This window comes from Pedobacter sp. SG908 (assembly GCF_011759615.1).
In the GTDB taxonomy this organism is placed as follows: Bacteria; Bacteroidota; Bacteroidia; order Sphingobacteriales; family Sphingobacteriaceae; genus Pedobacter; species Pedobacter riviphilus.
In genome coordinates, this window is the sequence record NZ_JAAOYY010000001.1 from 3,514,074 (window position 1) to 3,540,491 (window position 26,418).

Below are 26,418 nucleotides of genomic sequence, written 5' to 3' on the forward strand. Positions count from 1 at the left end.
CAAGATGTATTATTGCAGTGCTTATATTAGCCATTAAATTAATCGCTACATACCATGGATGACAGAGCATTCAAAACCCTAATTGATTACCTAACTCGTATCCCATCTGTTCAAACCCCAATTTCATTTGGATCGGACAATGATGGTAATTGGTGGGTTAAGTTCTAACAACGATTGAAACGAATTTTTGCAAATTCAAATTTGGTATTTCAAATAGATTACAATTTATTATGACAGCAAAAGATCTATTAAATAAAGTATTAGACTATAATTACCTATGGTCGTTGCCAGAGAGAAAGAATTCTAAACCAGCGAAAATCAGACTTTCGCAAATCGAAGTACTACAGGATGCATTGGGACTTTCAAAGAAATATGTTAATCCCCTAGTACAAATAAAATATTCATTTGCTGGAGAAAAGCAGAAACTGAACAGAGCTAAACAACTAAACAAACTAACAAATCTCGAATATTTGCTACAGGGCGAATTTCTTTTTGACAGAGAAAAAGATGAAAATTTAGAATTACAAAAAAAGATAATTACTACAATTACTTCTCTGTATCCAGACATGGAAGAATATATCAATCTTAGACCAATAGACATCCATTGGCTCTTCAAAGACCTAATTAATTTTAGGCAAGAAGTGTATAGACTCACTTATCCAAATGAAGGTATGTTAGAAGGATTTTCGGCAGGGCTTCATTACAGTTTTTATCTCAAGGCAGAACTTAAAAAAATAATAAAGTATAACCTTGCTGAAATTGATGAAACACTTTGGCAAATACTCGACCCCACAAAAAAAGTATTGAATAAAGCAGAAATAAATTATCCAGAAGCAGATTTAGAACGTATCGATTCAGCATGGTCTATGGAGAATTATTAAACATCTACATAACACTCATCACATGACCAATAGCTTCATTGCCATTAAAGGCAATTTCTTCGACAGCGCAGGCGAAATCTTTGCCACTTTCAAATACCTGGATACTGCGCAAGATACACAGTTTAACAATTGGGAGAAATTCAACAATTATCTATACGACAATTATGTTGAGTTTGCCAATAACGATACCGCAATCAGGGGAATATGGACAGATAACGGCTGGACCATGATTAACGACCCTGAAATGGTAGATACCATAGATGAGATGGCTTTATTACAGTTATCAAAAGTACTGGATACCGAAATGATCACCTTCCTGATCCAGACTACTTCCAACTCATTTGGTTTTACAGTATATCACGATACCATCAAAAGGCATTTCTTTGTTTCTGGTGGAGAGATCATTGACAATTTAGGCTCCCCTTTAGCACAGGAAAACGGTCTAAACATTAACGTGGGTATCTTTACCGACGATATTTTAAACCTCGCAAGCCGTTTGGGAATCGATTTAGAAGGTAAAAATAAACTTACCTATACCGTTAAACAATTGGCATATAACGACGAAATGAAAAATGAACTCAAACAATATAAAGCAAAGCAGCAAGAAACGGCTGGCAATACTAAACCCTGGTGGAAGTTATGGTAAAGGTAAATGGAAAAATGAGTAATGTCATGATCGCAGGTTTTAATTCTATGAGAATAATCATCATATTAATCATGGTGAGTTTAACTTGTTATGGTTGCTCACCGACCAAAAGAAATAACGATCATATGGGGTTCTTTAACAAGCTATTTGGCAAAAAGGATAATACCAATCGGCCCGATAACGAGCCAGAGAATATTGATTATAAGAATAAACTTTTAGCGACAAAAGCATTTTACCCGTTTGACCGATGGAGACAAAATTATAATAATGGCTTAACGCAGTATACAACCGAAAACTGTAACAAAGTAAAAAAAGTTTTTGACGACTTAATCTCATCGCTTATCGAAATTGGAGTAAATGCAGGCGAAGAACAAAAAAAGCAATTGTTTAAAACAGCCATTCTTAAAACCAATCAACTGAATGAAGAAATAGATAGCTTAATTGAAACAGGCGAAAGGGAAGATCTGTGTAACCTAACAAACAAAATAACCATTGCTTGTGGCCTTAACCCAGCTAAATATGGTGAAGGTGAAGGTTTGGCCAGTGAATGGAGAGAATGGTAAGTAAACTTTAGCTAACACCCATAAGTAAATTAACGACTTAAGCTAGTAGGCTTTAACAAAAAATTAAAATATAGATTTTATTATGATACCTTGCTTTGCAATTTGGAATAATACCTCACTGCGATGCCCTAAAACCTAAGCATATCATTATGAGCTTCGACCTATACTTCTACAAACGAAAAGATAGCCCATTAACAGAAGAACAAGTAGCTGCATACCTGACTAAAAACCTCGCCTATAACATTAGCGATCATGAGCGGCAATGGCACTACGAGAACCCAGAAACAGGGGTTTATTTTCTTATTGACTGGAATACACCAGAAGACGATCAGGAAAGCGTTGAGATCTTTGATCATTTTGCAGATTATCAAAATCTGAACTTCAGTTGCAGCATTAACTTTTTCAGGCCGAGATTTTTCGCTTATGAAATATTCCCTGTAATTGAAAAATTTATAAGCGACCTTGACCTCTTTGTTTTGGATTTACAAGACGCGACGGAACCAAACTACCCAAAAAAATTCCCTGCCGGATATATTCAGGATGAATGGATCAGACACAATGACGGAGTGACGCTGGATCACTTTGCCAATTTAAATTTCGAATACCTATCTGCTGAAAAATCAGGCTATTTGTGGCAGTTTCAGTTTCAAAGAGATAGCATTCAAAATAGTTTAACAGAAGATTTATTTGTTGCAGGCTATTTTTTGCTAAAGAGTAAAGAAGACGGGCAATTATATACTGCATGTGTTTGGCCTACACATATCTCGATAATACTTCCCCCAGTTGATTTTTTAATCGTAAAAAAACAATACAAAAAGCTTTTTAGAACGATAGAAGAAACCGGCCTAATTGCTTATGATACGGTTCTTGATGAATTTGCAGATGAGTTTGAGGACTATCCACATGAAATTCCAAATCTAAAAGTCTTCAGAAATACCGGTTCTGGTAAAATTAAAAAGAAATTTAACGCATTAAAATTAGGAAAGACTGTAAGTGAATTTGGTAGCGGAATCGGCTTGGATAATTTTGTTAATGTTCGACCTTGATATTAAAAAGCTTTGAAATAATAGTTGGTCAAGCTAACTTTTGATTACAATCTATTCAAAGAAAAACGTAATTAGTCTTAACCTTCTTAAATGACGATCGACGAACTAACCCTGGAAGTTTTAGCAGATAAAGCCTTATCTCAATTTGACAGTAAAAAACTGGTAAGCTGGGCGGTTAGTGTTTTAGAATTGGGTTACGAAAACGAAAATTTATTTATTCTTGCGGGCTTAGACTTTGATTCGACAGAAGAAAGAGAACATTATTTTTGGAAAAGTATTGCAGACCTCAAACTCAGTGTTGAAAAAACTGAAGAGCAATTGCTTGAAAAATATGGACAGGCGATTGCCAATAGAGCCATTGAGAAAAAGATTAGCATTGAATATGCATTTCAGCAAATGAATAGAATAGTTTCAGCAAGCGGATACGACAGCAAATACTTAGCCTTTTACGAAATAAACGAAGATCTGGAGTACCTGAAGTACGAGAATAAAACGATATATCATTCCGGGCTAACTACGGAAAATGCAAACGAATTTATCTTTGAAGAGTTTAGGATTTTTGCCTTGATGGAAGATTTAAAAATTCCACAAGAATTTAGAAACCAGTGTTATTGTCAGCGATGCAAAAAGCTTAATATTCCGGTTACTAGGAATAAGTTCCAATTAAAAAGACCTTTTAGATATGCAGTCTCGACTTGTGGCATTTGTGGATCTGAAAAGCTTAAACACAGCAATGATCACGAAGTGAAGTGGATCATAATTAATGAGTATAAAAAAAGCAGATTAAGCGCTTAAATCGTGTCTGTCCGTAGAGTTCCGAAGGGCTCTACGGATTAATAATAGATAAGAGTCTGTGACTCGTTTTAGTTGAGTTTTAAACTCAATTTTATTCTTGTATCCGTAGAGACGCTATGCTTAACTCTACGGACAGAACGGAGTGATCACAATGTTGTTAGTTGAGTGCTACATTTAGTCTAAGCGTAGCCAAAGACTTCATAGACTTAATAAATCGCAAATAAATTCCTTCGATTATGTTATCAATAGCAGACTCCAAAAAAGTCGTCATTGCGAGGAGAAACGACGAAGCAATCTTTCTTGCAGTATGGAATTACATTCGTAATCCTTATTATAAAGATTGCTTCGTCGGCTGAAAAAGCCTTCTCGCAATGACGATTTATTGAGGAACCTAGCGCAAAAGGCTAGCGGGCTTGATGACTTGGGCTCCCTAATTAATCCTTATCATACGGTCAAGGTGGTAATTCAAGAAATAAAAAAAGCAGATTAAATGATTAAATCATTCAATCTGCTTTTTTTTGCTGTAGAGCGGTGATGTTATTTTATCACTTTAATCTGTCCTTTCATCACCATGTAATGGCCCGGATAGGTACAAATAAAAGGATATACACCCGGTGTTTTAGGTACTGTAAAATAAATCGTATCTGATTTTCCAGGCTGCAATAATGACGTGTAAGCCAGCACCTTAGGTGTGCTAGGAACAAAATCATACTTTTCGCCATCAAGACCCATTTTCAGGGCCATTTCTCCTACCGCATTGCCCGATCCTGGTGTGGTAAACACAAAATTGTGCAACATATCGTCAACATTCTTAAAAGTTAGTTTTACTTTAGTACCTGCCTTTAAGGTAATGCTGGTCAAATCGAATTTTAAACCTGGCTTAGTTCCTAACACAATCGTTTTATCAGGTCCTTTAGTCCAGTTTTCTGGTTGTTGGGTAACATGTTTTGTAACATCGGTATTCCCTTTAACTGAGCCTCCGGCAGCTGGCATATTGCCCATTTGGTGATGATCCATGCCCTCCATATGGTGTTCGGCCGGCGCGTTGCCTGTGGGTTTATTTTCAGCAGTTAATGCCAACTTTTCTCCATCGGGGATTTTGTTTAGAGTATAATATCCATAATTGTGCAACAAAGGGATCTTGTCGTTCTCGGCAAGTAATCCTTCCATTTTAATTTCGTGGATGTAACCTTCTTTTAAGCTATCCAACACTAACCGCACCCGTTTATGATCAGGAGAAACAACAATGGCTTTAATGCTGCGCGCCGATTTATTGATCACCGGACTGCCGTAAATGTGGTGATATTTATAGGTAAAAGTAGATAGTTGATAAGCACCGGCATCCCGGGCGGTTTTTTCATCAACCGGCATGGTAAACTCGAGCTCAAAACCATCGGGCTGGGCCTTTACCGTTTGCACTTCAAATGGCACAATACCCGACCAGGTTAAACGTTGTAGCCCGTATTCGGCTTTGCCTGTAGATGACCATCCTCTTGAAGTCATGCCCACCAGCATACTGCCATCGGAGCCCCAGTTCATCCGGAGGATACCGGAAGAAAATCCACGGCGGAAAGGGAAAACCACGCCCTGGTATACACCTTTAACTTTCTCTAAAAACACCCTGTTGATGTTACTCTGCGATTGATCGCCTACAAAAAGCTGCCCTTTAAATGGTCCCATGTTGCCATTATCGGTATAATTGAGGATACCTGATGTAGAGTTGCCCATAATCGAATGCGGAATCCACACCGATGGGGTTTTTAATCCCGGAACCCTTTTGGCTACTTCGAATTCGGGCTCGCCGGTATCGGGAATATCATTTTTACGCAGTTTAACCGGAGAACCTGGCTCACCTGCCCATACCAGGCCGGCAGGATTACCTACAAAATCGCCTTCCGCTACGTGGGTAATGCTGCCCGAGCCTACCCAGTCGCCCTGGTTTTCGGCATAAAATATTTCACCGTCGCTATTTAGCGCCATTGCTGCAGGCGAGCGGAAACCGGTTGCAAAAGGTTTTAACTTAAAATCGGGGGTGAATTTGAGCATCCAACCGTGCCATTTAGATAAACTGGCGCCATAACCAATCCAGCCTACGTTAAGCGTAACCACCATGTTGCCATCTTTATCCAATATAGGTCCATACGCATATTCGTGGTAATTGCCCGATAATGGCCACGAGTACATGGTACGGTATTCATCGGCTTCGCCATCGCCATCCAGATCGCGCAGGCGTGTAATCTCGGCGCGCTGGGTAAGGTAAAGGTCTCCCTTGATGTAATTCAAGCCCAATATTTCGTGCATCCCATGTGCAAACAAGCGGTATTTAGGTTGTTGCCCACCTTTCATGTACGGGTTAGTAATAATCCACACTTCACCTTTGCGGGTAGCTACGGCCAGCTCATCATTAGGTAAAAAGGTCATTCCACCAACTTCGAGTGCGATTTCTTTTGGGATGGGAACGGTTACTATGGGATAAATCTGTTTCTCTGTTTGTGCTTGTGTTTGTGCTTTTACGGTTACCAGTCCACTGCCCAGTAACAAAAGAGACAATAAGTATGTTGATTTTTTCATGTCTTGATTACCAGGTTAGCGAATAGGTTAACGAATCGGTGGCATTCGCCAGCAGTACCAGCAGCTCTTTGCCCTTCTGGGTTTTCCTGATAAAAGCTTTTGTGCCATCCGCAACTTTTAGGGTATAAGCCTTATCGCCAACAATGTAAGTATTGTTTTTATGTGCTTCGATGGTTGATGCGGCAGCAATACGACAATAAAGCGGCTGCTTGCTATTGCTGATGCTGATGGTGCGGCTTAATGCGGTACCATCACTTAAAACGGTTATTTTATCGGTTACATCGGCACCATTAGCCTCATATAAAAATGTTGGCATTTTGCTTTTATCTAATACATAACCCTTGTTTTGAAGGTCGTCAAAAGCAATAGAATCAGGCCATGCGGCCTCTTTATCAGCCAGCACAGCAAGGGCAGGTGCTGCAGAAAGTGGTAAAACGCTACCTAAAGGTTTGGCGAGCTGAGGTTCTCCCCTATCCTGCCACATTTCTTTCACGTCCATAAAATCTCCACGCCATACCTCAAGCAAGGCACCCTGCTTTAAATCGTAAGCATAGTTTACTTTTTCGGGTGTACCTACAGAAATTACATGGGTACGTTTTTTTCCTTCAAACATCAGGAAGCTTCGCAGTAAATAGGGTTTGTTCGTTACATTGATGACGTAAGGGCTAGTGTTTTGGGCCCTAGAATAGGCTGCACAGCAGATAAGAAGCATCAAGCAGCACATCATTCGCTTATAAATCATAATTTTCATTTGGTTAAGGCGCAACAAAACAATCGGTTGCATAACAAATATATCATTAGCATATCAGTTTACAAAAATTCCGGCACAACAATTATTAATAAACCTTGCAAACAACTAATTTTCAGAATATTAAACTTAAATGCAAACGGTAGCATAAGCAAGAACATTAAAACCTTTTATATTGCGCACAGGTTATGCCTCAATCACTAGCTATCTGTTTTTTACATTTTGGTTAGGGCATAGCCCAAGCTCTTATCTATCTATCTATTTCGTTACACAACAACAAACGTTTGCGTAAATAGGCACTCATTAAATCGTATTATTTTAATGATCAAATTACTAATTTGGGGGATGAAATATCTATTCTTACTCTGTTTCTTAGGTTTTTATTTAACCACCGAGGCCCAAAACAAGCCTAATACCAATATCGACTGGAGTAAAATTAATCCTGGCTTACAGGTTAGTTTTGCCTCTTCAAATATCCGTTATGCGAAAGAAGCTCCTCCTGAAATAACAGTACAGAAAGCATGGACAACAAAAGCATGGAAAGGAGAAAAGATAAACACCCAGGTATTATTGTGGAGCGGTGAAGCATCAAAATCAATCAAAATACAGGTTTCTGACCTAAAAGATGCACAAGGAAATGTGTTAAAAAAAGAAAACATTAGCAGCGGTTTTTTAAAATATGTAATTACTGATGAATTTAAAGGCGGTTGTGGTTACAGAAAAGCAAAAGATTTCGATTCTTCTTACGTAGCCGACATTATAGATACTAAAACCGCAGCCATAAGCCTGCTAAAAAATAATACGCAGCCCCTTTGGTTAAGCATAAAAGTGCCGGCAAACGCTAAAGCAGGTAGCTATTCTGGCCAGATTAAAGTTATTGGCAATAAAGAACAGGAATTACAAATTACTGTTCAGGTATTAGACAGAACGCTACCCCCTACCAGCAAATGGAAGTACGATTTAGATCTTTGGCAACACCCGCAAGCCATTGCGCGGGTACACAAGGTTCAAACCTGGAGTGCCGAACATTTCGCATTAATGAAAGAATACTACCAAATGCTGGCCAATGCAGGGCAAAAAACAATAACAGCCAGTATTGTAAACGAACCTTGGGGTCATCAAACATTCGACGACTATCCGAGTTTGGTTAAATGGACCAAAAAAAAGGATGGTAGCTGGAAATACGATTATAGCTTATTTGATAAATACATCGCTTTTGTAATGGAATGTGGAATTACAGATCGTATAAACTGCTATAGCATGGTGCCCTGGAAAATTGCGTTCACCTATTATGATGAAAATCTTGGGCAAGAAGCTGTGCTTAAAGATGCGATTGGATCTGAAGCTTATAATCGTTTTTGGAAGACCATGTTGGTTGATTTCACGGCGCATTTAAAACAAAAAGGATGGTTCTCCAAAACTTATATCGCCATGGACGAAAGGCCCATGGAAGCCATGAAGGCGGTTATAAAATTACTGAAAGAAACAGATAAAGATTGGAAAATAGCTCTTGCAGGTGATTATCATGGTGAGATAGAAGGCGATATTGATAACTATTGTATCGCTTCTAAATGGGATTTCCCTGCTGAGGTACTGCAAAAGCGCCAGCAACAAGGCAAAATTAGTACCTGGTATACTTGCTGCACTGAACCCTATCCAAATGCATTCACCTTCTCTTCTCCAGCAGAACAAGTTTGGATGGGCTGGTACTCGGCAAATAAAACCCTCGATGGATATGTAAGATGGGCTTATAACAGTTGGACAAAAAATCCACTGGTTGACAGTCGTTTTACTGCTTGGCCAGCTGGCGACACCTATCAGATTTACCCTGGTCCGTTAAGTTCAGTGAGGTTTGAAAAGTTAATTGAAGGCGCACAGGATTTTGAAAAAATTTCGCTGTTGAAAGCTCAGTATGCAGCCAATAAAAACACAAAACAACTTAATGCACTCAATAGTGCATTGGCAACTTTCGACATTAAGTTATTGGCAACCACTTCTGCAGATGAAATGTTGAAAAAAGTAAAAGACCTGTTAAATGACTAATGGAATAAGTTTACAGATTAGATTATCGGCGTGCATATTATGATGAAAATTTAAAGTTTTGCAATCATGTCTTTTGCATACCAATCAATCAGAATTATGTTAAAAGATTTCTCCGTTTCGCTTCAGCCGAATAACGCCTGTTTTCTGAAATCTATCATTGATCGCCTGTCGAAGGGCCTGCCTTAATACTTTTTATACGCCTCTATACTCCGTTGAGCGCAGTACAAGCTGGGCTCAACGGAGCAAAATTTAGAGAAACTTGTGTATGATACAGCTTCATCTCATTATTCGTAACCGTTTTCAAAAACAATAGTCTGTTGTTTTTTTAGGTTTACTTCAACAATTCCATCATCGCTCATTTTTATGCTTTCAATTGGTAAATCTCTTACCACATAGGTTTTAAAAGGCAGTTTAATTCTAAGTAAACCCTTTCTTTCTGCATATACGGTTATCTTTGTTGGCATACCGTTTTCTTTATTTCCACTTACTAAAAAGGCGCCTTCTGCACGCAGGTTATTAAAAGCAACATCTTTCCAGCTTTGTGGTACAGCCGGAAACGCCTGTATGTAACCATTTCTACTCTGTAATAAAAGCTCCTGAACGCCTTGTGCAAAGGCAAAATTGCCCTCTAAGGTAAACGGACGGTAGGTAAAGCCAGAGTACTGCCCTCCTTTTTGATCGCCGTTTAAGTGAAAACTATTTGCAGAGCAAAAATTTGAAGCAAAAATTTCTAATTGTTTTACGGCCTTATCGGCCTGGTAAGCCCTTGCGTATATAGAAGCCATCCAGCTAAAAGAATAACCACACCATTCCCTTGTACCTATTTCTTCTAAGCGTTTTAACGAATTATCAATAATGGTTTTATCTTGCGCGCGGTTAACATCTAATAAATCGAGCGGATATATGGCCATATATTGCGAAAAATGCCTATGGGAGCCCGTTAAATTAGATCCGGCTGCAATGGTAAAACCAGTTTCATTTATTTCATAATCCGGTAATTGCTTTAGTACTTCTGCCCAATGTTTACTTTCGTCTATTTTACCCTTTGCCATGCTTACTTCGGCTGCGGCTTTAAATAAGAATTTAGCTAACGATAAATCATAGTTGGTCCAGTTTAAAAACCAAGCTTTTATGCTGTTATCGTTATACTCAGGACTAGAGCTTAAAGGCAGTGAACGTTTGCCATCCTTCAATCTTGTAATGTTCTCCAGATAGGTTGCTGCTTCGCAGATGTATGGATAAGCCCTGGTTTTAAGAAACCTTTTATCCATGCTATATTTCCACTGCCAATAAAAATGTTGCGAGGTCCATGCGCTTACAGTTGGCGAAAGTGAATACTGGATCCATCCACCCATCGGATCGCCATTTAAGGTAACCACACCTGGTACATTTAAGCCATTAACACCAAAATATTGTTTGGTATAATCAAGGTTCTTTTCTTTGATCTTCCATAGCCAATCGGTAAAAGTGCTCCCCTCTGCAAGGTGGTTAGCGGTGTACGTTGGCCAATAACTCAATTGGGTATTCAAATCGTTATGAAAATCGCCTTTCCAGGGTGGTAAGCTACCATTATCGGCTGTCCAAACGGCTTGTAAAGTTATGGCTGGCGCACCTTTTCTGGCTACACACCCTAACTTGTACATTTCTAAATAGTATTGTTTTTGAATTAGCTGATCGGGAACAGAGATATTCGATTTATTCCAGAAATCCTTCCACCATTTGATATGAGAATCCCAGCCAGTAGCCTCTTTCGCAGTTGAAGAAATGACGGGTAATTTTGCAGCTTTATCATTACTAATAGTCCAGGAGCCGATTACATTGCCATTCGCCATTGTTTTCCATTGAACCAACACCTCATAATAATGACCTTCGTAAGTAGGCTGACGGTAACGGATACTATTTATAGTAGTGGCAACTGTTCCTTTTTCATAGCCCAGTTTCTGCAAACCTTCTCCTGCATGGCTGTTATCGCCTTTTTCTATCAAATTATTGGCATAATTATGCACAATCAAATTAGGTATGATTGCCGTAGATTTAAGATTTTCGAAACTAAAATATCCCCGTTGCTGCTCCGCATGGATGTAACAGTTAAAAACAGTACCATTTTCGAATTTTACGGTATTTAAGGCCGTTTCAATATCCAATTCGTTCGACAATACTTTACCTAGCTTCGCAATATCAAATTCCATTGCCGCGGCAGGCAATTTGGTTGGATACGGACTGTTATCATAAGGTTCATCGCCTATTTTTTGAACGGCTGCGTAATTATTTTGGTGAACCTGCTCTTCTACCCACTTAAAATTAAGCTTTGTGATATCCAGCGCTTTACGTTCATCCCACAGATCTGCACGATCTAATGAAAGGCGGAGTTTATTGTTCTTCTCCCAGATTAAAACGCCTAACATACCATTCCCAAGAGGCATGGCTTCATCCCACCTGTTAGCGAGTTTAGGAAAAGAAAGATTATATGGTTTTAATGATTGTGCAAAGCTTGTGACAGAAAAGCACAGGAGGAATAAAACAATTGTAATTTTAGTTTTCATTTGTTTGTTTAGAAATGGTTAGCACGTGTGGTGTTATATCAATTTCTAAAATAATGATATTAAATTACAATAAAACCGCTAAAATTTGCGCAAACGTTTGATGGGTAATATAAAACAGGCAATTGCAAAAAAAAGACTAGTGTACAATTTTGAAAACGAGTTCCTTTAAGAGTTCTCCATCATCAACATTTCCGGTACTATCTAAACCTTTGCTTTTTAAATCGTATTCGCGGAGTAACCCGATCACCTGAAAAACTTTTCCGGTGTTGTAATTTCTTGCTGCTACCTCATAATCTTTAATAAAGAATGGAGGCACGCCCAAAGCTGATGCGGCATCGGCCTTGTTTGGGATATAATGGTATTTTAGAAGTTTAGTAAAGTAACCTCCTAAATTGGCCAAAACCATTACTGTTGGATTGGCTTTAGGGTTGCTGGCGAAGTAATTGATAATTTTATTGCATTTCAGCACATCGCGGATGGCCAGCGCCTTTTGCAATTCGAAAACGTTATATTCTTTACTAATGCCTATGTTTTTCTGAACCAGATCGGTATTAATGGTTACTTCTTTTGGAACATTGAGCATTAATTTTTCGATCTCATTGGCAATTTTAGAAAGGTCGGTTCCTAAATATTCGGCCATTAAAGCCGATGCCTGCTGATCGATCTTGTAACCTTTATCTTTAATAAATTCTTCGATCCAGGGTACCAGTTTATAATCGCGAACAGGATCTGACTGAAAAATCAACCCACTTTTACTAATGGCCTTATAGATTTTTTTTCGTTTATCGAAGTTCGCATACTTAAAGGCCAAAACCAATATGGTACTCGGTAAAGGCTTTTCAAAATAATTGAGCACAAATTCGCCCTCTTTGCTGCTCGCATCTTCTTTGCCCCACTTTAAATCCTGTGCCTCTTTAACAATTACTACCTGGTAATCAGACATCATTGGGTATCGCTTTGCAGCACCCAAAACCGTTGCCATATCGGTATCTTTGCCATATAAAACTGTCTGGTTGAAGCCTTTTTCGGCATCATTCAGCAATTTATCTTCAATATAATCTGTTACTTGATCGATATAGTAAGATTCTTCGCCGTGCAGCAAATACACAGGTTTGAATTTTCGGGCTTTAATATCTTTAATAATTTCGGCAGCAGTCATTGCCCGTAAAATTACGATTTAGGTTTAAGGATTTGGATAAATGTTTATAAATTAAGGGACGTTAGATTTGAGCTGTGAGACATTAGCAGGAAACTTCCGGACGTAATCAAAATTAACTAACTTTGAAGCCGTAATAATTGTTTTATTGTTGCCTGTTAGCGCTAATGGAAAGCTGCTAACTGAAAACTGCCAACTATAAATTGAAAACTGAAATATTTAACCCTACCCCGCTTAACCTGCCGCCCTATCCATTTAAAATTACCCAAAAGGATAATGTAGTTTTTATTTTCGATGAGATCAGGAAGAAACATCTGGTACTTACGCCTGAAGAATGGGTGCGCCAGCATTTTATACAAAACCTGATTTTGGAAAAAAAATTCCCACGTACATTGATCCAGATTGAAGGTGGTTTGGTGTTAAACCAATTGCAAAAAAGGAGCGATATTTTGGTTTACAATACGGCTGGCGAAAAACTGATGTTAATTGAATGTAAGGCACCCAAGGTAAAGATTACACAATCGGTTTTCGAACAGGCATCGCGGTATAATTCGATACACCAGGCGAAATGGATTGTGTTAACCAATGGTTTGCAGCATGTTTATGCCAAGATGGACCTGGAGAAAGGGAAGTTTAACTTCGTACAGGAAATGCCTGAATATTTTGGATTATAGGATGTACATAGTTTCTTCATTACTGAGGAACGAAGACAATCACAACTTTACAAAATGATTCTAAGTTTTTTCTGGAAAGCAGAAATAGTAGCGTTTAGGTTTATCCAGCCCCGCTCCCGCTTCTGCCAATTGAAGAAATTGGCATCCCGCTTTGATCGGGTTTAGGTGGCACAGCCAGCAAAACCATTAGGGGTTGCATGGAGCAAGAATAACATCTTTTTTCTGAATCATGCGATTCATCTATCGGTTGGTGTCCCACCGACCGAAACTTAATCGGCATCCTCAAAACGAAATTAGGATAATGCTCTTCTTGGTCGGTGAGACACCAACCAATAGGAAAATAATTAATCGCATATTTTGTTATCCTGAACGTAGTGAAAGATCTTTATTGAATAATTTGAGTTCTTTTCTGAAAATCAGGTACAGAAGTGCTTAGGTTGGTTCAGTCCCGCTCCCGCTTCTGCTCCGATGAAACCTGTGAAACAAGCAAGCTCACCATAAAAAAACAAAATATACAGTGCTTAAATCGGGAGCATCTCGCTTTGATCGGGTTTAGGTTGCACAGCCAGCAAAACGATCAAAGGTTGGAAGGAGCAAGAATAGCGCTTTTTCTGAATCATGCTATGCAATCTTCAATAGCAGCAAAAGCCCTCAGATTCTAAACCTGATTGACGCGAAAATCCTTTTTTGTCATCCTGAGCGTAGTCGAAGGGCAAAAAAGATTGGAGCAGAAAGCAGGACAAAGGTTAAAAAGATCCACTACAATTGCTTTCCAAAATAAAATGAAAGTAGCATAATTATCTTCTTGGTCGGTGAGACACCAACCAATAGGAAAGATTTGCTTCGCAGAGCCTCCGGGTTCTTCCGTCGTTCAGAATGACAAAATAGAATATTACCTAAACACTATACTCAGATTTCCAAATCTGTTTATTCCCGCTATAAATGGCTTCGTTACACATGGCTACACATATGGCCGCCTGGGTTCCGGTATTGATATTCGATGCGGGTTCTTTCTTGGTTGTTATCGATTTATAAAACTCATCTAAGGCATAATTTGTACCATCTATAGTGGGTTTATCTAAAATCGGGATGCCCCCATCTTTATTTACCACAATTTTTGTAGCTCCAGTTACCCCATCAACAATACCTAATTCTTTTTTAGCACTTTCTTCGGGATAAAATAACCCGGTATTGGTAAGCAAAGAGACCGAACCTTTTGTACCTTTTATTTTAAACAAATATCCATCATGCGCATTGCCGCAAGTAGCCCCAAAGTTGCCAATCATTCCTTTTTCGTTATAACGCAAAATGGCCTGAATATTATCATAAGTTTCGCGTCCGTCTTTAAACACATCTATCCCACCCGATCCCATAATTTCATCAGGTTGCGTTTCGAAGGCCCAATTGATAAAGTCAATCTGGTGCGATAAAAGTTCGGCAGCTAATCCGCCAGAATATTCCTTATACATGCGCCAGTTGATTTTACGCTCTAAAGCCGGATCTGGCACCGCCCTGCGCCAATTACCATTACGGTCCCAACGGCAATCGATCTGGCTAACCTTACCCAAATAACCACTTTGTACCATGTCTTTCACCTTAAAATATAGGGGCGAATAACGGTATTGATATCCCACCTGAAAAACCTGATTAGGATATTGTTTTACCAGTTTTTTAAGTTCGAGCGCCTGGTCAATATTATAAGTCATGGTTTTTTCTACGTACACATGTTTACCAGCCAGTACCGCATCTTTTGCAATTCTGAAATGCTCGCTTAATGGTGTGGCAATAAAAACCGCATGAATGGTTTTATCGTCCAAAACTTTGTGGTAATCTTTTATGGCCTTTGCATCAGCAGGAACATACTTTTCGGTTTCCTTAAGCCTAAAATCGAGTAAATCGCAGTAAGCTTTAATTTTATACTTTGCTGGCATTGATTTAATTACCGACAAAACGCCTTTGCCGCGATCGCCACAACCAATCATGGCTACGTTAATAATTTCATCAGCCACTAAATTAGCAAAGCCTTGGTTACCCAAAAGTAAACCAGAGCCTAACAAAGTGGTATGTTTTACAAAAGATCGACGATGCATGGTATAATGATTAAAATATTAGTTATTGAAGCGCGCAACTCCTGCTATTATTAAGGGCTAGTCCCGCCAATGCTGCAATCTTTTTGTTGCCGCATCTGCAATATTAACGAAAATGCAACAAAAAGTATTTTCGCGTATGTCGGGGCTATTTAATTACTTTCAGTGCTTATGGGTTTGTTTCACAGCACAAACGCTAATGATAAACCCGATTGAGCTAAATAGCCCACAGCGTAGCGAGGACTATAAGCGAAAGCGGGACTGAAGGCTGCCATATTAAACTCACGTGCGTTTTCAAACCAATAAAAACTTACACTTATAATTTTTTGATTTTAATGGTCCTAAAATCCACCTTATTTCCATGGTCCTGCAATAGGATATGTCCTTTTGGTGCTTCACCAAAGTTTTTCCAATCTTTATACTTGCTGATGGCAACCAATTTTTTAAACTCTTCAGAGCCACGTGTATATTCTAACACTTTAACCCCATTTAAATAGTGTTCCACTTTGTTATTTGGGTACACCACCACACGGCCATTGTTCCAACTGCCGATTGGACGCAGGTAACGGGCTTCTTTTTTCGAAGTTATTAAATCATATAAAGATGCTAAAGTACGGTTTCCATCTCTGCCTAATTTTGCATCCGGATGTAATACGTCATCTAAAACCTGATACTCAAGTCCGATGGCAGAACCCGTATTTTTTTCGCTTAAGGTAACAAAATATTTTACACCGCTATTGGCTCCAGGGGTAAGCTTAAATTCGAACGATAAATCAAAAGCAGCATATTCATCTTTGGTTACAATATCGCCACCGTTGGTCGATTCAGCACCTCCAGATGGTTCAACGCTGATTACGCCATCGGCAATTTTCCATCCTTTGGCAGGGAAAGTAGTTTTATAAGCACCAACCCAACCTGCATTGCTTTTGCCATCGAACAATAGTTTATAACCTTCCGATTTTTCGTAGGCAGATAAAGTATTCGGAGTTAAATTAACCGTATAAATTCCTTTTGGAAAAGCCTTGGCTTTTAACCCTTCTGTTTGGATGTTAATATTTTTGAAATAAACCCTCTTACCATCGTTCTCGAGGTTATTGCCAATACCGTGAACCTGTAAGCCAATAAACCCAGATTTATCTAAAGTATCGATTACGTAGGCAACAGGTGTTCCATTTACCCAGGTTTTGGTTTCGTTACCAATACATTCAATTTTGTAGTGGTTAAACTCATTCTTTTTATACAATGGTTTTGCAGATGGATTAAGCTCTAAAGGATAAAGCCACAATCTTCTGGCTTCGTCGTAAATGCCACCAGTCCAAGCCCGCGGTGTAGGGTCTATTTCCATCTGCCTGCCAAAAACCAATCCTTTGCCATTGTTTCCTTCTGGTTTAATATGACTACGTGTTTGCACGCCCGAGTTGGTGGTTTCGCCTTCTAGTTTCACATCCAGTTCTAAAATGAAATCGCCATATTCTTTTTCGGTTATTAAGAATGAATTTGGTGTGCCTTTGGTCATTGTTCCCACAATCATTCCATCTTCAACCTTGTAAGGAGCAGCACCTGCAACGGCTTTCCAACCGGTAAGTGTTTTACCGTCAAATAATGGTTTTGTTTTTTGAGCAGCAGCTGATAAGCTGATTAGCGAAAGCGCTAGAATACTATATTTTTTTAAATTTAACATGATTTTTTTTCTTGCCGCCATTCTTCCTTGCAATGACGATATTTCTGTTTTAATATTTAAATACTTTTCCATTTGCCATTACTTCCTGTTTACCTTCATCGAAAACTGCTTTCGCACCCGTGTGTACTGCAGCATTGGTCATGATATTGGCAATAGAGTGCGAATAACCCGCTTCAACAGGCGCATTAGGTGTTTTACGGCTACGCACACATTCCATCCAGTTGCGCATATGGCCAGAAGTTAAGGCATCCCCGCCCATATTGGCTCCTGTAGCCGCTTTAATTTCGGTTTTACTTAAATCAAACTCAGGCAAAAGATTGGCTTTTAAGCCCATCGCTGCGGCCTCTTTTTCCTTTAAGCCACCTTTTGGCGATACTTTATTGGTAATTAAATTTAGCTCGCCACCGTTCGAATAATAAACCTCGCCTACATCGCCCACACTATTCTGCATTCTTGAAGTAAAAGTAACCTGAAAGCCATCGGTAGTATCTGGTTGGCCATAATCGAATACGGCTACCATCGAATCCCAGTTTCTACGGCCATCTTTCCAGGTGTAAATACCTCCGTTTGCCACTACACTTCGCGGATGTTTTAAATTGGTAAACCAATGCACCGTATCAATCTGGTGCGACATCCACTGCCCTGGCATTCCCGACGAATAAGGCCAGAACAACCTGTACTCCAAATATTTTCTCGGATCGAAGGCTTCAACCGGGCGATTCAATAAGAAACGTTTCCAATCAATATCTTCTTCTTTTAATTTAGCCACTAAATCTGGTCTGCGCCACCGGCCTGGCTGGTTTACATTCCATACCAGATCTACAGCGGTGATCGGTCCGAATTTTCCGTCCTGTATAAATTTTGCTGCATTGATATAATTCTCACCACTTCTTCTTTGCGAACCAATCTGTACAATCTGTTTGCTTGCTTTAACGGCTTTAAATGCTGCTTTGGCATCGTCCATAGTTTCGGCAAAAGGCTTTTCTACATAGGCATCGCAACTGGCTTTTACGGCCTCTATGGTGTGAAGTGCATGCTGAAAATCGGCGGTGCTGATAATTACGGCATCAAGATCTTTAGTTGCATAAAGCTCATCATTGTTGCGACAGGCTTTAATATCATGACCAAATTTTTCTTTTAAATGGGCAATTCCTAAATCTCTGCGGTAATTCCATAAATCAGAAAGGCCAACAATATCGAAATTCAGCTCCTTGTTGTGGTTCAAAAAACAAGGCAAAAGCGTATCTTTAAAACGATCAGAAAACCCAACAACACCAACGCGTACCCTATCATTTGCACCGATGATGCGTCCATAACTTTTGGCGCTCATGCCCATGGTACCTGCATAGGTTGCTGCAGCAAATATTGCCGATTGCTTAATAAATTTTCTTCTGGAATTTTCCATTTGGGATATTAGGTTAGATTATCGGTTAACTAGTTCGCTATTAAACAAACCATTTTAATAAAACCTAAATTATGGTTAATAAAAACAAACCTTAAATATTCGCAAGTAATATTTTTGAAACTTTATAATAAAACAATGGCTTATAATCATATTAACCTTAAAATAAACAGCCAAGAGGCCTGTATTTACGGCAATAGCATATTTTTATGGAGATCTAGGAAAACGTTTGAAATAATTTATTCTTAATCAAATAATTTTATTCGACTATTAAATAAAAAAGCCATTAGAAACTAAATTTCTAATGGACTGAATATACCTTGTAGGTTAATTATTTTTTTTTACAGAACCCAATTATTGTTGGTTACTTGAATTACCAGCGTATCCCTATCTAACAATTCTTTCAAAAAGTTTTCATTAAATTCACCGAACATGTGCCCACCGCCTCGTCCAACTCCTCTACTGTAAAGACGTATTCTATAAAGATAACCTGGTATTGAAAGTTTTTTTCGGTTTCCGACAGCTTTGAATCCCATATTTGTTCGATAAATAACTGGAGGCATCAATGTAGGCTGAGGAATTATTCTAACCCCCTGAACAGAGCTGTTTGTTTTATAAATCAAAAAAGACCGATCTAAAGTTTCTTGATTCCCAAAAAAAGTGTTACTAAAAAGTTGAACATCTCCTTTAAACTCAATATTTGCCGTGTCTAAAACTTTATAAGTCCACAAACCAAATAAAGCAGCAGGAAATCGTATTTCGGCAGAATCAGCACTTTTGAAATTTACCTGATGAAAATATGCATTGAAAATATTATCAAAACTATTCCCAACAAATGAGTTAATTTTTTGTTGGTCCAAAACTTCACCGTCTTTGGTCCACATTCGCATTTTCCCCCTACTATAAGATTTATAATTTAAGGAAATTGGATATTTCAGCTCTTTTTCCTTATCGCTTTCTTTTTTACAGGAAACAACCAATAATAACAGGCAGAAAAAGATGTATAATAAATTTAGGGAGCGCATCATATTTTTTAATTAAAGACCTACAAGGCTCTTAGAACCTTATAGATCTATCAGGGTATATTATCCTAAAACCGCTAGGCTTTCTTCAATAATTTTAATTTTAGCTTCAGCATCGGCTTTTTTATTCCGTTCGTTTGCAATAATTTCTGGTTTTGCATTCTGTACAAAGCGTTCGTTACTCAATTTAGCATCAACCGACTTTAAAAAGCCTTGTAAATATACTAAATCGGCATTTAAGCGTTCGCGTTCTGCTTCTATATCAATGTTTTCTGTGAGTGGAATAAAGAATTCATCTTTACCGGCCATAAAAGCAGTTGCACCAACAATTTTATCGTTTACAATTTCGGCCTCTGATACATTGGCTAATTTGAAAACAATGTTTAACCATTTTTCATAATCGAGATCAGAGTTTATTTTGATACTTAAAGGTAACGCTTCTTTAGGAGAAATCTGCTTCTGGTTCCGTACGTTTCTAATTTCAGCTACCACGGTTTTAATTACCTCCGCATCTTTCAGTAGTTGCTCATCAAAAGCGCCACCTTTCGGAAATTCGGCTACAATACAACAATCCATTTCGCCACGGTCGGCAAACAAATCATCATGCCATAACTCTTCGGTAATGAAAGGCATATTCGGGTGCAATAATTTGATGATATTTTCGAAGAAAGCAATCGTTGCTTTATAACTCTCTGCATCAATCGGTTGTTGGTAAGCCGGCTTAACCATCTCTAAATACCAGGCACAGAAATCATCCCAAACCAATTTATAAGTGATCATTAATGCTTCTGATAGGCGATATTGCTTAAAGTTGGCTTCAATTTCTACCAAAGCTTCGTTAAAGCGGTTTTCGAACCACGATATGGCCTGGATATTCGGGTTTGCGAGGTTTTCGTCAACTTCCCATCCTTTTACCAAACGGAAAGCATTCCATATTTTGCTGGCGAAATTACGTCCCTGTTCACAGTAGCTTTCATCGAACATTAAATCGTTGCCCGCCGGTGACGACATTAACATCCCCACGCGTACCGCATCGGCACCATATTTTTCGATCAATCCAATCGGATCAGGTGAGTTACCCAACGATTTAGACATTTTACGACCTAATTTATCGCGCACAATACCTGTTAAGTATACATTCGTAAATGGCTTTTTGCCCATAAACTCATGCCCGGCCATAATCATACGGGCCACCCAGAAGAATAAAATTTCAGGCGCGGTAACCAGATCATTGGTTGGGTAATAATAATTGATGTCTTTATTTTCAGGATTTTTAAATCCATCGAAAACCGAAATTGGCCATAACCATGATGAAAACCAGGTATCCATCACATCATCATCTTGCCTTAAAAATGGCTCTAATTGATGTTTGAATCCAGCTTTTTCAGCTTCTGAACAGCTTTCATCCAAATGTTTTTTCTTCCAGAATTCTTCTAACGCTTCATCTTTGGTTTTGGCAACCACCCAATTTCCTTTATCATCATACCAGGCCGGAATTCTTTGCCCCCACCATAACTGACGACTAATGTTCCAATCGCGAACATTTTCCATCCAGTGGCGGTAGGTGTTTTCAAATTTATTTGGAATCAGGTTTACCTCTCCATTTAGCACATCATCCAAAGCAGGCTGCGCCATTTCTTTCATCTTTACAAACCACTGCATCGAAAGTTTTGGTTCGATAGCGGCATCGGTACGTTCAGAAAAACCAATCTGCGATTTATAATCTTCAACTTTGTCTAAATGCCCGGCTTCTTCCAACATTTTGGCAATTTTTTTACGGGCAACAAACCTGTCTTCGCCTACTAAAATAACCGCTAATTCATTTAAAGTTCCATCATCGTTTAAGATATCGGTAACTGGTAAATTGTGCTTAACACCAAGCTCATAATCATTCAGATCGTGCGCCGGCGTAACTTTTAAACAACCTGTACCAAACTCAATATCAACATATTCATCTTCAATAACCGGAATTTCATGATTAACCAAAGGCACAAAAACCTTTTTACCTTTTAAATGTGTAAAACGTTCGTCATTCGGATTGATACAGATTGCTGCATCGGCCATAATCGTTTCCGGACGCGTTGTAGCTATTGTTAAAAACTCGTCTTTTGTTCCCGAAATCAGGTATTTAATGTAATATAGTTTTTGGTTTACTTCCTTACGGATTACTTCTTCATCAGAAACGGCAGTTTTACCAGCCGGATCCCAGTTTACCATACGGATACCACGGTAAATCCACCCTTTTTTATATAAGTGGATAAACGAATCGATAACCGCTTCAGAAAGATCCTCCTCCATGGTGAAACGGGTACGGTCCCAATCGCAGCTTGCGCCTAATTTCTTTAACTGGTCTAAAATAATACCGCCGTATTTCTCTTTCCACTCCCAGGCATATTTCAAAAACTCTTCGCGCGAAAGGTCTTTTTTATTGATACCCTGCTCTTTTAACATGGCCACAACCTTTGCTTCGGTAGCAATAGAGGCATGGTCTGTTCCTGGCACCCAGCATGCGTTTTTACCTTGCATGCGGGCTTTACGGATCAATACATCCTGAATGGTATTGTTGAGCATATGCCCCATGTGTAGTACACCTGTGACGTTTGGCGGCGGAATTACAATGGTGTAAGGTTCGCGTTCATCGGGTTCGGAGTGGAAAAATTTCTTCGATAGCCAATAGCTATACCATTTATCTTCTGTTTCTGCAGGACTGTACTTGGTGGATATGCTCATGAATGATATTAAAAGTCCAAAAATAGCTAATTAAGCTGAAAGACCAAAGCAGAGTAAGCCGAAAGACTCAAGCAAAATCAAGGCGTTTTAATATTCTCTATGCCTATGTTGTGTTTATTTTTTGGAAAGTGGGTGCAGCATTCCATTTTAAAGTGAGTCCTGCTTTTCGTTTTACTTCTCCCGATGAAGAATCGGGCCTGCGCTCACTACAATCAGTATCTAGGTAATAAAGGTTTAGAAACATTGGCTATGCAACCTTAAATCGTGCGCTATAAATATGATTTAATAGATAATTGTATTTTAGCAAAAAACACTCAAACTACAATGAACGCTAAAAATTTAAAAATTGGTTATGCCATACTAAGAATATCAATCGCTATCATTTTATTATCGCACAGCATACTAGGCATGTTTGATGGCGGAATTAACGATTTTGGCAATTTTTACCTGAATAAAAATGGATTTGCACCCTTTGGAGTAGCAATAGCTTGGACAATTAAACTTTCACACATTGTTTGTGCAGTGCTTTTAATCATGAACAAATATATCCGGCTGGCCTATTTTGCAACAATTTTTGTATTGATTATGGGAATAATCATGGTCCACTTTAAAGAGGGCTGGTTTGTTGTGGGAGGCGGAAGAAACGGCATGGAGTATAACTTCGTACTTATATGTGTACTAACCGCAATTATGTTTTTGAATGCTCACTTAAATGATACTGCTCAAAAATCAAAAACGGAAAAATGAGTTAATCGATATCGTCAAAAACATCATCTAATTCCAATTCAAAACCTGGTAATACCGATGAAGTGATTTTTTCGCTACGGGTAAATATTTTAGAGGGCTGAAATTTGCCCGAATCATTAAGGGTGTAAATGAGGATGCTTTGATCGCTTTGGCTAACCACCCAATATTCTTTAACACCGAATTCTTCATAAACGCGATATTTATTAAGCAGTTCCATTTTGGTATTGCCGGGAGATAAAATTTCAATAACAAGATCGGGCGCACCGATACAGCCGCGGGCATCTAATTTACTTTTATCACAGACAACACAAATATCGGGTTGCAATACCGTATATACATCTTTATCAGCTTTACTTCCTTTTGGAAAACGGACATCGAACGGGGCAGAGTAAACTTTACAGGGTTTATCTTTTAGAAAAATGCCTAAATTTAAGAAGATACTGCCAGCGACTTCCTGATGCACCCTTGAAGGCGCAGGACTCATTTTAAAGATTTTACCTTTAATCAGTTCTACTCTTTCAGGAAAAAGCCAGTTTAAATAATTAGAGTAGCTATAAGTTAATGATGCATCAAGTTCATTGAATTGCCTTACGGGCTCATCATCATTTAAAACTGGATATTGAACAGGTTTAGACATAAACGAATATACTAATTTTTATAGTAATCCGCCTTTCTGTTTTTCAACATATATTACTTACCATTAACAGGTTAGTAAAGACAAAGGCTGTTTTACCCTAATCTTATTAATGCCCTTAACTTCTTAATGGTAAACGGATCTACATTGCTTTTTCATCATGAAGAAGTTAAGAAAGGTTAAGGCTTTATGTAATTTTCTTAATTATCTAAATGCCTTAATGGTAAACGATTATAGACTCCACATACAAATTGCGTGTTAAAACTTCATTTTCTGTATTCTTACCGCATTTAAAATGGCCAAAAGTGCAACACCAACATCGGCAAAAACGGCTTCCCACATGGTTGCTATTCCTCCTGCTCCTAAAATTAAGACGATCGCTTTTACAGCAAATGCCAGTACGATATTCTGGATCACAACTTTTTTGGTTGCCTTACCTATTTTAACCGCGGTTGCAATTTTAGAAGGCTGATCGGTTTGAATCACCACATCAGCGGTTTCAATAGCAGCATCGCTTCCCATTGCGCCCATGGCAATACCAATATCGCTAATGGCCAACACGGGTGTATCATTTATTCCGTCGCCAACAAAAGCCACCACCTTACTTTTGTCGCTTTTAATTTCTTCTAGCCTGGCAACTTTATCTTCAGGTAATAAATCGCCAAAGTAAGTATCAATACCTAAACCTGTTGCTACTTTTTTAACAATTGAGGTTTTATCACCACTCAGCATCACAACCTGTTTTATTCCGTTTTCATGAAGCTGCTTAACGGCTTCGGCGGCATCTTCTTTTATTTCATCGGCAATTAGCACATAGCCAACGTATTTCTGGTCAACAGCAACGACAACGATACTTTCTTCAATCGATGCAATCCTGGCATCAAAGGCAATATTAAATTTTTCTAAAAGCTTTGTGTTCCCTGCCAAAACTGCTTTGCCATTTACCATGCCCTTTAAGCCCATTCCAGCAATTTCCTCAATATTTTCAGCGGGATGAATTTCTTTCTCTCCTGCATATTCTACAATGGCTTTCGCAATTGGATGGGTAGATTTTGCTTCAACGGCAGTTAATAAATTCAAAAACGTTGCTTCATCGATACTGCTTTCTACTTGCTGAACTTTAAAAACGCCTTTTGTCAAGGTTCCTGTTTTATCCATTACAACAGTATTTAGCTTGGTAATTAAATCGAGGAAGTTAGAGCCTTTAAAAAGAATGCCATTTGCCGATGCGGCACCAATGCCACCAAAATAACCCAATGGGATGGAAATTACCAGCGCGCACGGGCAAGATATAACCAGAAAAACCAGCGATCGGTACAACCAGGTTTGGAAATGATATTCGCTCCCTAAAACCAAAATTGGAATAGTAACCAGTGCGAGGGCTAAAAAGAAAACAATTGGTGTATATATTTTCGCAAACTTGCGAATAAAGAGTTCGGTTTTAGCTTTGCGCGTAGTGGCATTCTGAACCATTTCCAAAATGCGCGACAATGCGCTATCAGCAAAAGCCTTGGTTACTTTTACTTCAATTACCTTATCCAGATTAAGCATCCCCGCTAAAATCGATTCGCCTTTATTAATTGTACGTGGTTTGCTCTCGCCCGTTAAAGCAGCAGTATTAAAACTGCTTTTATCACTAATCAGTTCTCCATCTAAAGGGATTTTCTCACCAGCTTTTACCTGTATAGTTTCGCCAATTTCTACCTTTTCAGGATTAACATCTTCGTATTTTCCGTTTCGGAATACATGTGCTACATCTGCCCGGACATCAAGCAAAGCTTTGATATTCCTTTTGGCCCGGTTTACCGCAGCCATTTGAAACAACTCGCCAATGGTATAAAAAAGCATCACCGTTACCCCCTCCGGATATTCGCCAATAGCGAAAGCACCGATTGTAGCGATAGACATTAAAGAGAATTCGGTAAAGAAATCTTTGGCTTTAAAAGTTTCCCAAACCTCACGTAAAACCGGAATACCCACAGGTAAATAAGCTACTATATACCAATAAGGCCGGATGATCTGAAATGCAGGAACATTAAATAGATTATCAAACGCAATTCCAACAAGTAACATAGCCAATGTTACTATGGCAGGCAAATAAGTTTGAAAGGCCGATGGATCTCCTCCATGATCGTGGTCGTGCTCGTCACCTTCTTCGTGCGAATGATCGTGGTTATGTTTTGGGGCGGAATGTACTTTACTGCTGCAACAGCTATCTTCTTTATCGTGTGAGTGGCTCATTATATCTATTGTATGCTAAACATCATTTTTATTTATTGTCGATAAAACCTCGCAGGTTTAGATAACCGTTTTCAAATTTATGGAAAATAAAACGCTTTATTCCGAATCATTCTTGATAGCAATAATTTTTACAAGCGCACAATAAATTTTGTTAAAAAATGTTAATAGTGTATAAAAGATTTAAAATCATGAAATCTATTAAAATTTC

At 38.7% G+C, this 26,418-nt stretch carries 19 protein-coding genes; 8 read left to right on the forward strand and 11 right to left on the reverse strand.

Annotated elements, in window-relative coordinates; genetic code table 11:
* Positions 1-230 precede the first annotated feature (230 nt).
* The 5 genes from FHT21_RS14260 (at position 231) to FHT21_RS14280 (ending at position 3,931) form a co-directional block, all read left to right on the forward strand.
* A complete protein-coding gene (locus FHT21_RS14260; protein WP_167295304.1) occupies positions 231-881 on the forward strand; it encodes a hypothetical protein in 651 nt (216 codons plus the stop codon).
* A gap of 22 nt (positions 882-903) precedes the next feature.
* Positions 904-1,527, forward strand: coding sequence for a hypothetical protein (locus FHT21_RS14265; protein WP_167295305.1), 624 nt, complete (start codon positions 904-906; stop codon positions 1,525-1,527).
* 47 nt (positions 1,528-1,574) lie between these two features.
* A complete protein-coding gene (locus tag FHT21_RS14270; RefSeq protein ID WP_167295306.1) occupies positions 1,575-2,090 on the forward strand; it encodes a hypothetical protein in 516 nt (171 codons plus the stop codon).
* Positions 2,091-2,239: 149 nt separating this feature from the next.
* Positions 2,240-3,136: a hypothetical protein gene (locus FHT21_RS14275; RefSeq protein WP_167295307.1), complete on the forward strand. Its 897-nt coding sequence runs from the start codon at positions 2,240-2,242 to the stop codon at positions 3,134-3,136.
* A 90-nt stretch (positions 3,137-3,226) separates the two neighbouring features.
* On the forward strand, positions 3,227-3,931 hold the full coding sequence (locus FHT21_RS14280) for a hypothetical protein (protein ID WP_167295308.1): 705 nt from the start codon (positions 3,227-3,229) through the stop codon (positions 3,929-3,931).
* A 537-nt stretch (positions 3,932-4,468) separates the two neighbouring features.
* On the opposite strand, the gene FHT21_RS14285 is transcribed toward FHT21_RS14280, so the two are convergent.
* Both FHT21_RS14285 and FHT21_RS14290 read right to left on the reverse strand, forming a co-directional pair.
* Positions 4,469-6,502 carry a plastocyanin/azurin family copper-binding protein gene (locus FHT21_RS14285; RefSeq protein ID WP_167295309.1) on the reverse strand — a complete coding sequence of 678 codons (2,034 nt, stop codon included), beginning with the start codon at positions 6,500-6,502 and terminating at the stop codon, positions 4,469-4,471.
* A 7-nt stretch (positions 6,503-6,509) separates the two neighbouring features.
* Positions 6,510-7,115, reverse strand: coding sequence for a hypothetical protein (locus FHT21_RS14290; RefSeq protein ID WP_167295310.1), 606 nt, complete (start codon positions 7,113-7,115; stop codon positions 6,510-6,512).
* Positions 7,116-7,571: 456 nt separating this feature from the next.
* On the opposite strand from FHT21_RS14290, the gene FHT21_RS14295 reads away from it, so the two are divergent.
* On the forward strand, positions 7,572-9,293 hold the full coding sequence (locus FHT21_RS14295) for a glycoside hydrolase domain-containing protein (protein WP_167295311.1): 1,722 nt from the start codon (positions 7,572-7,574) through the stop codon (positions 9,291-9,293).
* Positions 9,294-9,577: 284 nt separating this feature from the next.
* Here the strand turns inward: FHT21_RS14295 and FHT21_RS14300 are convergent, their stop codons facing one another.
* Complete coding sequence (locus FHT21_RS14300) at positions 9,578-11,836, reverse strand: glycoside hydrolase family 95-like protein (protein ID WP_167295312.1); 2,259 nt, start codon at positions 11,834-11,836, stop codon at positions 9,578-9,580.
* A 136-nt stretch (positions 11,837-11,972) separates the two neighbouring features.
* Positions 11,973-12,995, reverse strand: a complete 1,023-nt coding sequence (gene holA / locus FHT21_RS14305; protein ID WP_167295313.1) for a DNA polymerase III subunit delta — start codon at positions 12,993-12,995, stop codon at positions 11,973-11,975.
* A 212-nt stretch (positions 12,996-13,207) separates the two neighbouring features.
* Between holA and FHT21_RS14310 the strand changes: the two genes are divergently transcribed.
* Positions 13,208-13,666 (forward strand): type I restriction enzyme HsdR N-terminal domain-containing protein, encoded by a 459-nt coding sequence (locus FHT21_RS14310; RefSeq protein WP_167295590.1) that lies wholly within the window; start codon positions 13,208-13,210, stop codon positions 13,664-13,666.
* 896 nt (positions 13,667-14,562) lie between these two features.
* Here the strand turns inward: FHT21_RS14310 and FHT21_RS14315 are convergent.
* From FHT21_RS14315 to FHT21_RS14335, 5 genes are all read right to left on the reverse strand, one after another.
* Positions 14,563-15,756 carry a Gfo/Idh/MocA family oxidoreductase gene (locus FHT21_RS14315; protein ID WP_167295314.1) on the reverse strand — a complete coding sequence of 398 codons (1,194 nt, stop codon included), beginning with the start codon at positions 15,754-15,756 and terminating at the stop codon, positions 14,563-14,565.
* A 313-nt stretch (positions 15,757-16,069) separates the two neighbouring features.
* Positions 16,070-17,434 (reverse strand): DUF1080 domain-containing protein, encoded by a 1,365-nt coding sequence (locus FHT21_RS14320; RefSeq protein WP_167295591.1) that lies wholly within the window; start codon positions 17,432-17,434, stop codon positions 16,070-16,072.
* A 49-nt stretch (positions 17,435-17,483) separates the two neighbouring features.
* Positions 17,484-18,839 (reverse strand): Gfo/Idh/MocA family oxidoreductase, encoded by a 1,356-nt coding sequence (locus FHT21_RS14325; protein WP_167295315.1) that lies wholly within the window; start codon positions 18,837-18,839, stop codon positions 17,484-17,486.
* Positions 18,840-19,177: 338 nt separating this feature from the next.
* On the reverse strand, positions 19,178-19,864 hold the full coding sequence (locus FHT21_RS14330) for a hypothetical protein (RefSeq protein WP_167295316.1): 687 nt from the start codon (positions 19,862-19,864) through the stop codon (positions 19,178-19,180).
* Between the two features lie 57 nt (positions 19,865-19,921).
* The gene (locus FHT21_RS14335) at positions 19,922-22,588 is read right to left on the reverse strand and encodes a valine--tRNA ligase (protein ID WP_167295317.1); all 2,667 of its coding nucleotides are present in this window, start codon (positions 22,586-22,588) and stop codon (positions 19,922-19,924) included.
* Positions 22,589-22,852: 264 nt separating this feature from the next.
* Between FHT21_RS14335 and FHT21_RS14340 the strand changes: the two genes are divergently transcribed.
* Positions 22,853-23,335, forward strand: coding sequence for a DoxX family protein (locus tag FHT21_RS14340; protein ID WP_208398922.1), 483 nt, complete (start codon positions 22,853-22,855; stop codon positions 23,333-23,335).
* 1 nt (position 23,336) lies between these two features.
* On the opposite strand, the gene FHT21_RS14345 is transcribed toward FHT21_RS14340, so the two are convergent.
* The gene (locus tag FHT21_RS14345) at positions 23,337-23,972 is read right to left on the reverse strand and encodes a Uma2 family endonuclease (protein ID WP_167295318.1); all 636 of its coding nucleotides are present in this window, start codon (positions 23,970-23,972) and stop codon (positions 23,337-23,339) included.
* Positions 23,973-24,227: 255 nt separating this feature from the next.
* Entirely contained in the window at positions 24,228-26,210 is a 1,983-nt protein-coding gene (locus FHT21_RS14350; protein ID WP_167295319.1) for a heavy metal translocating P-type ATPase, read from the reverse strand.
* Between the last annotated feature and the right edge of the window lie 208 nt (positions 26,211-26,418).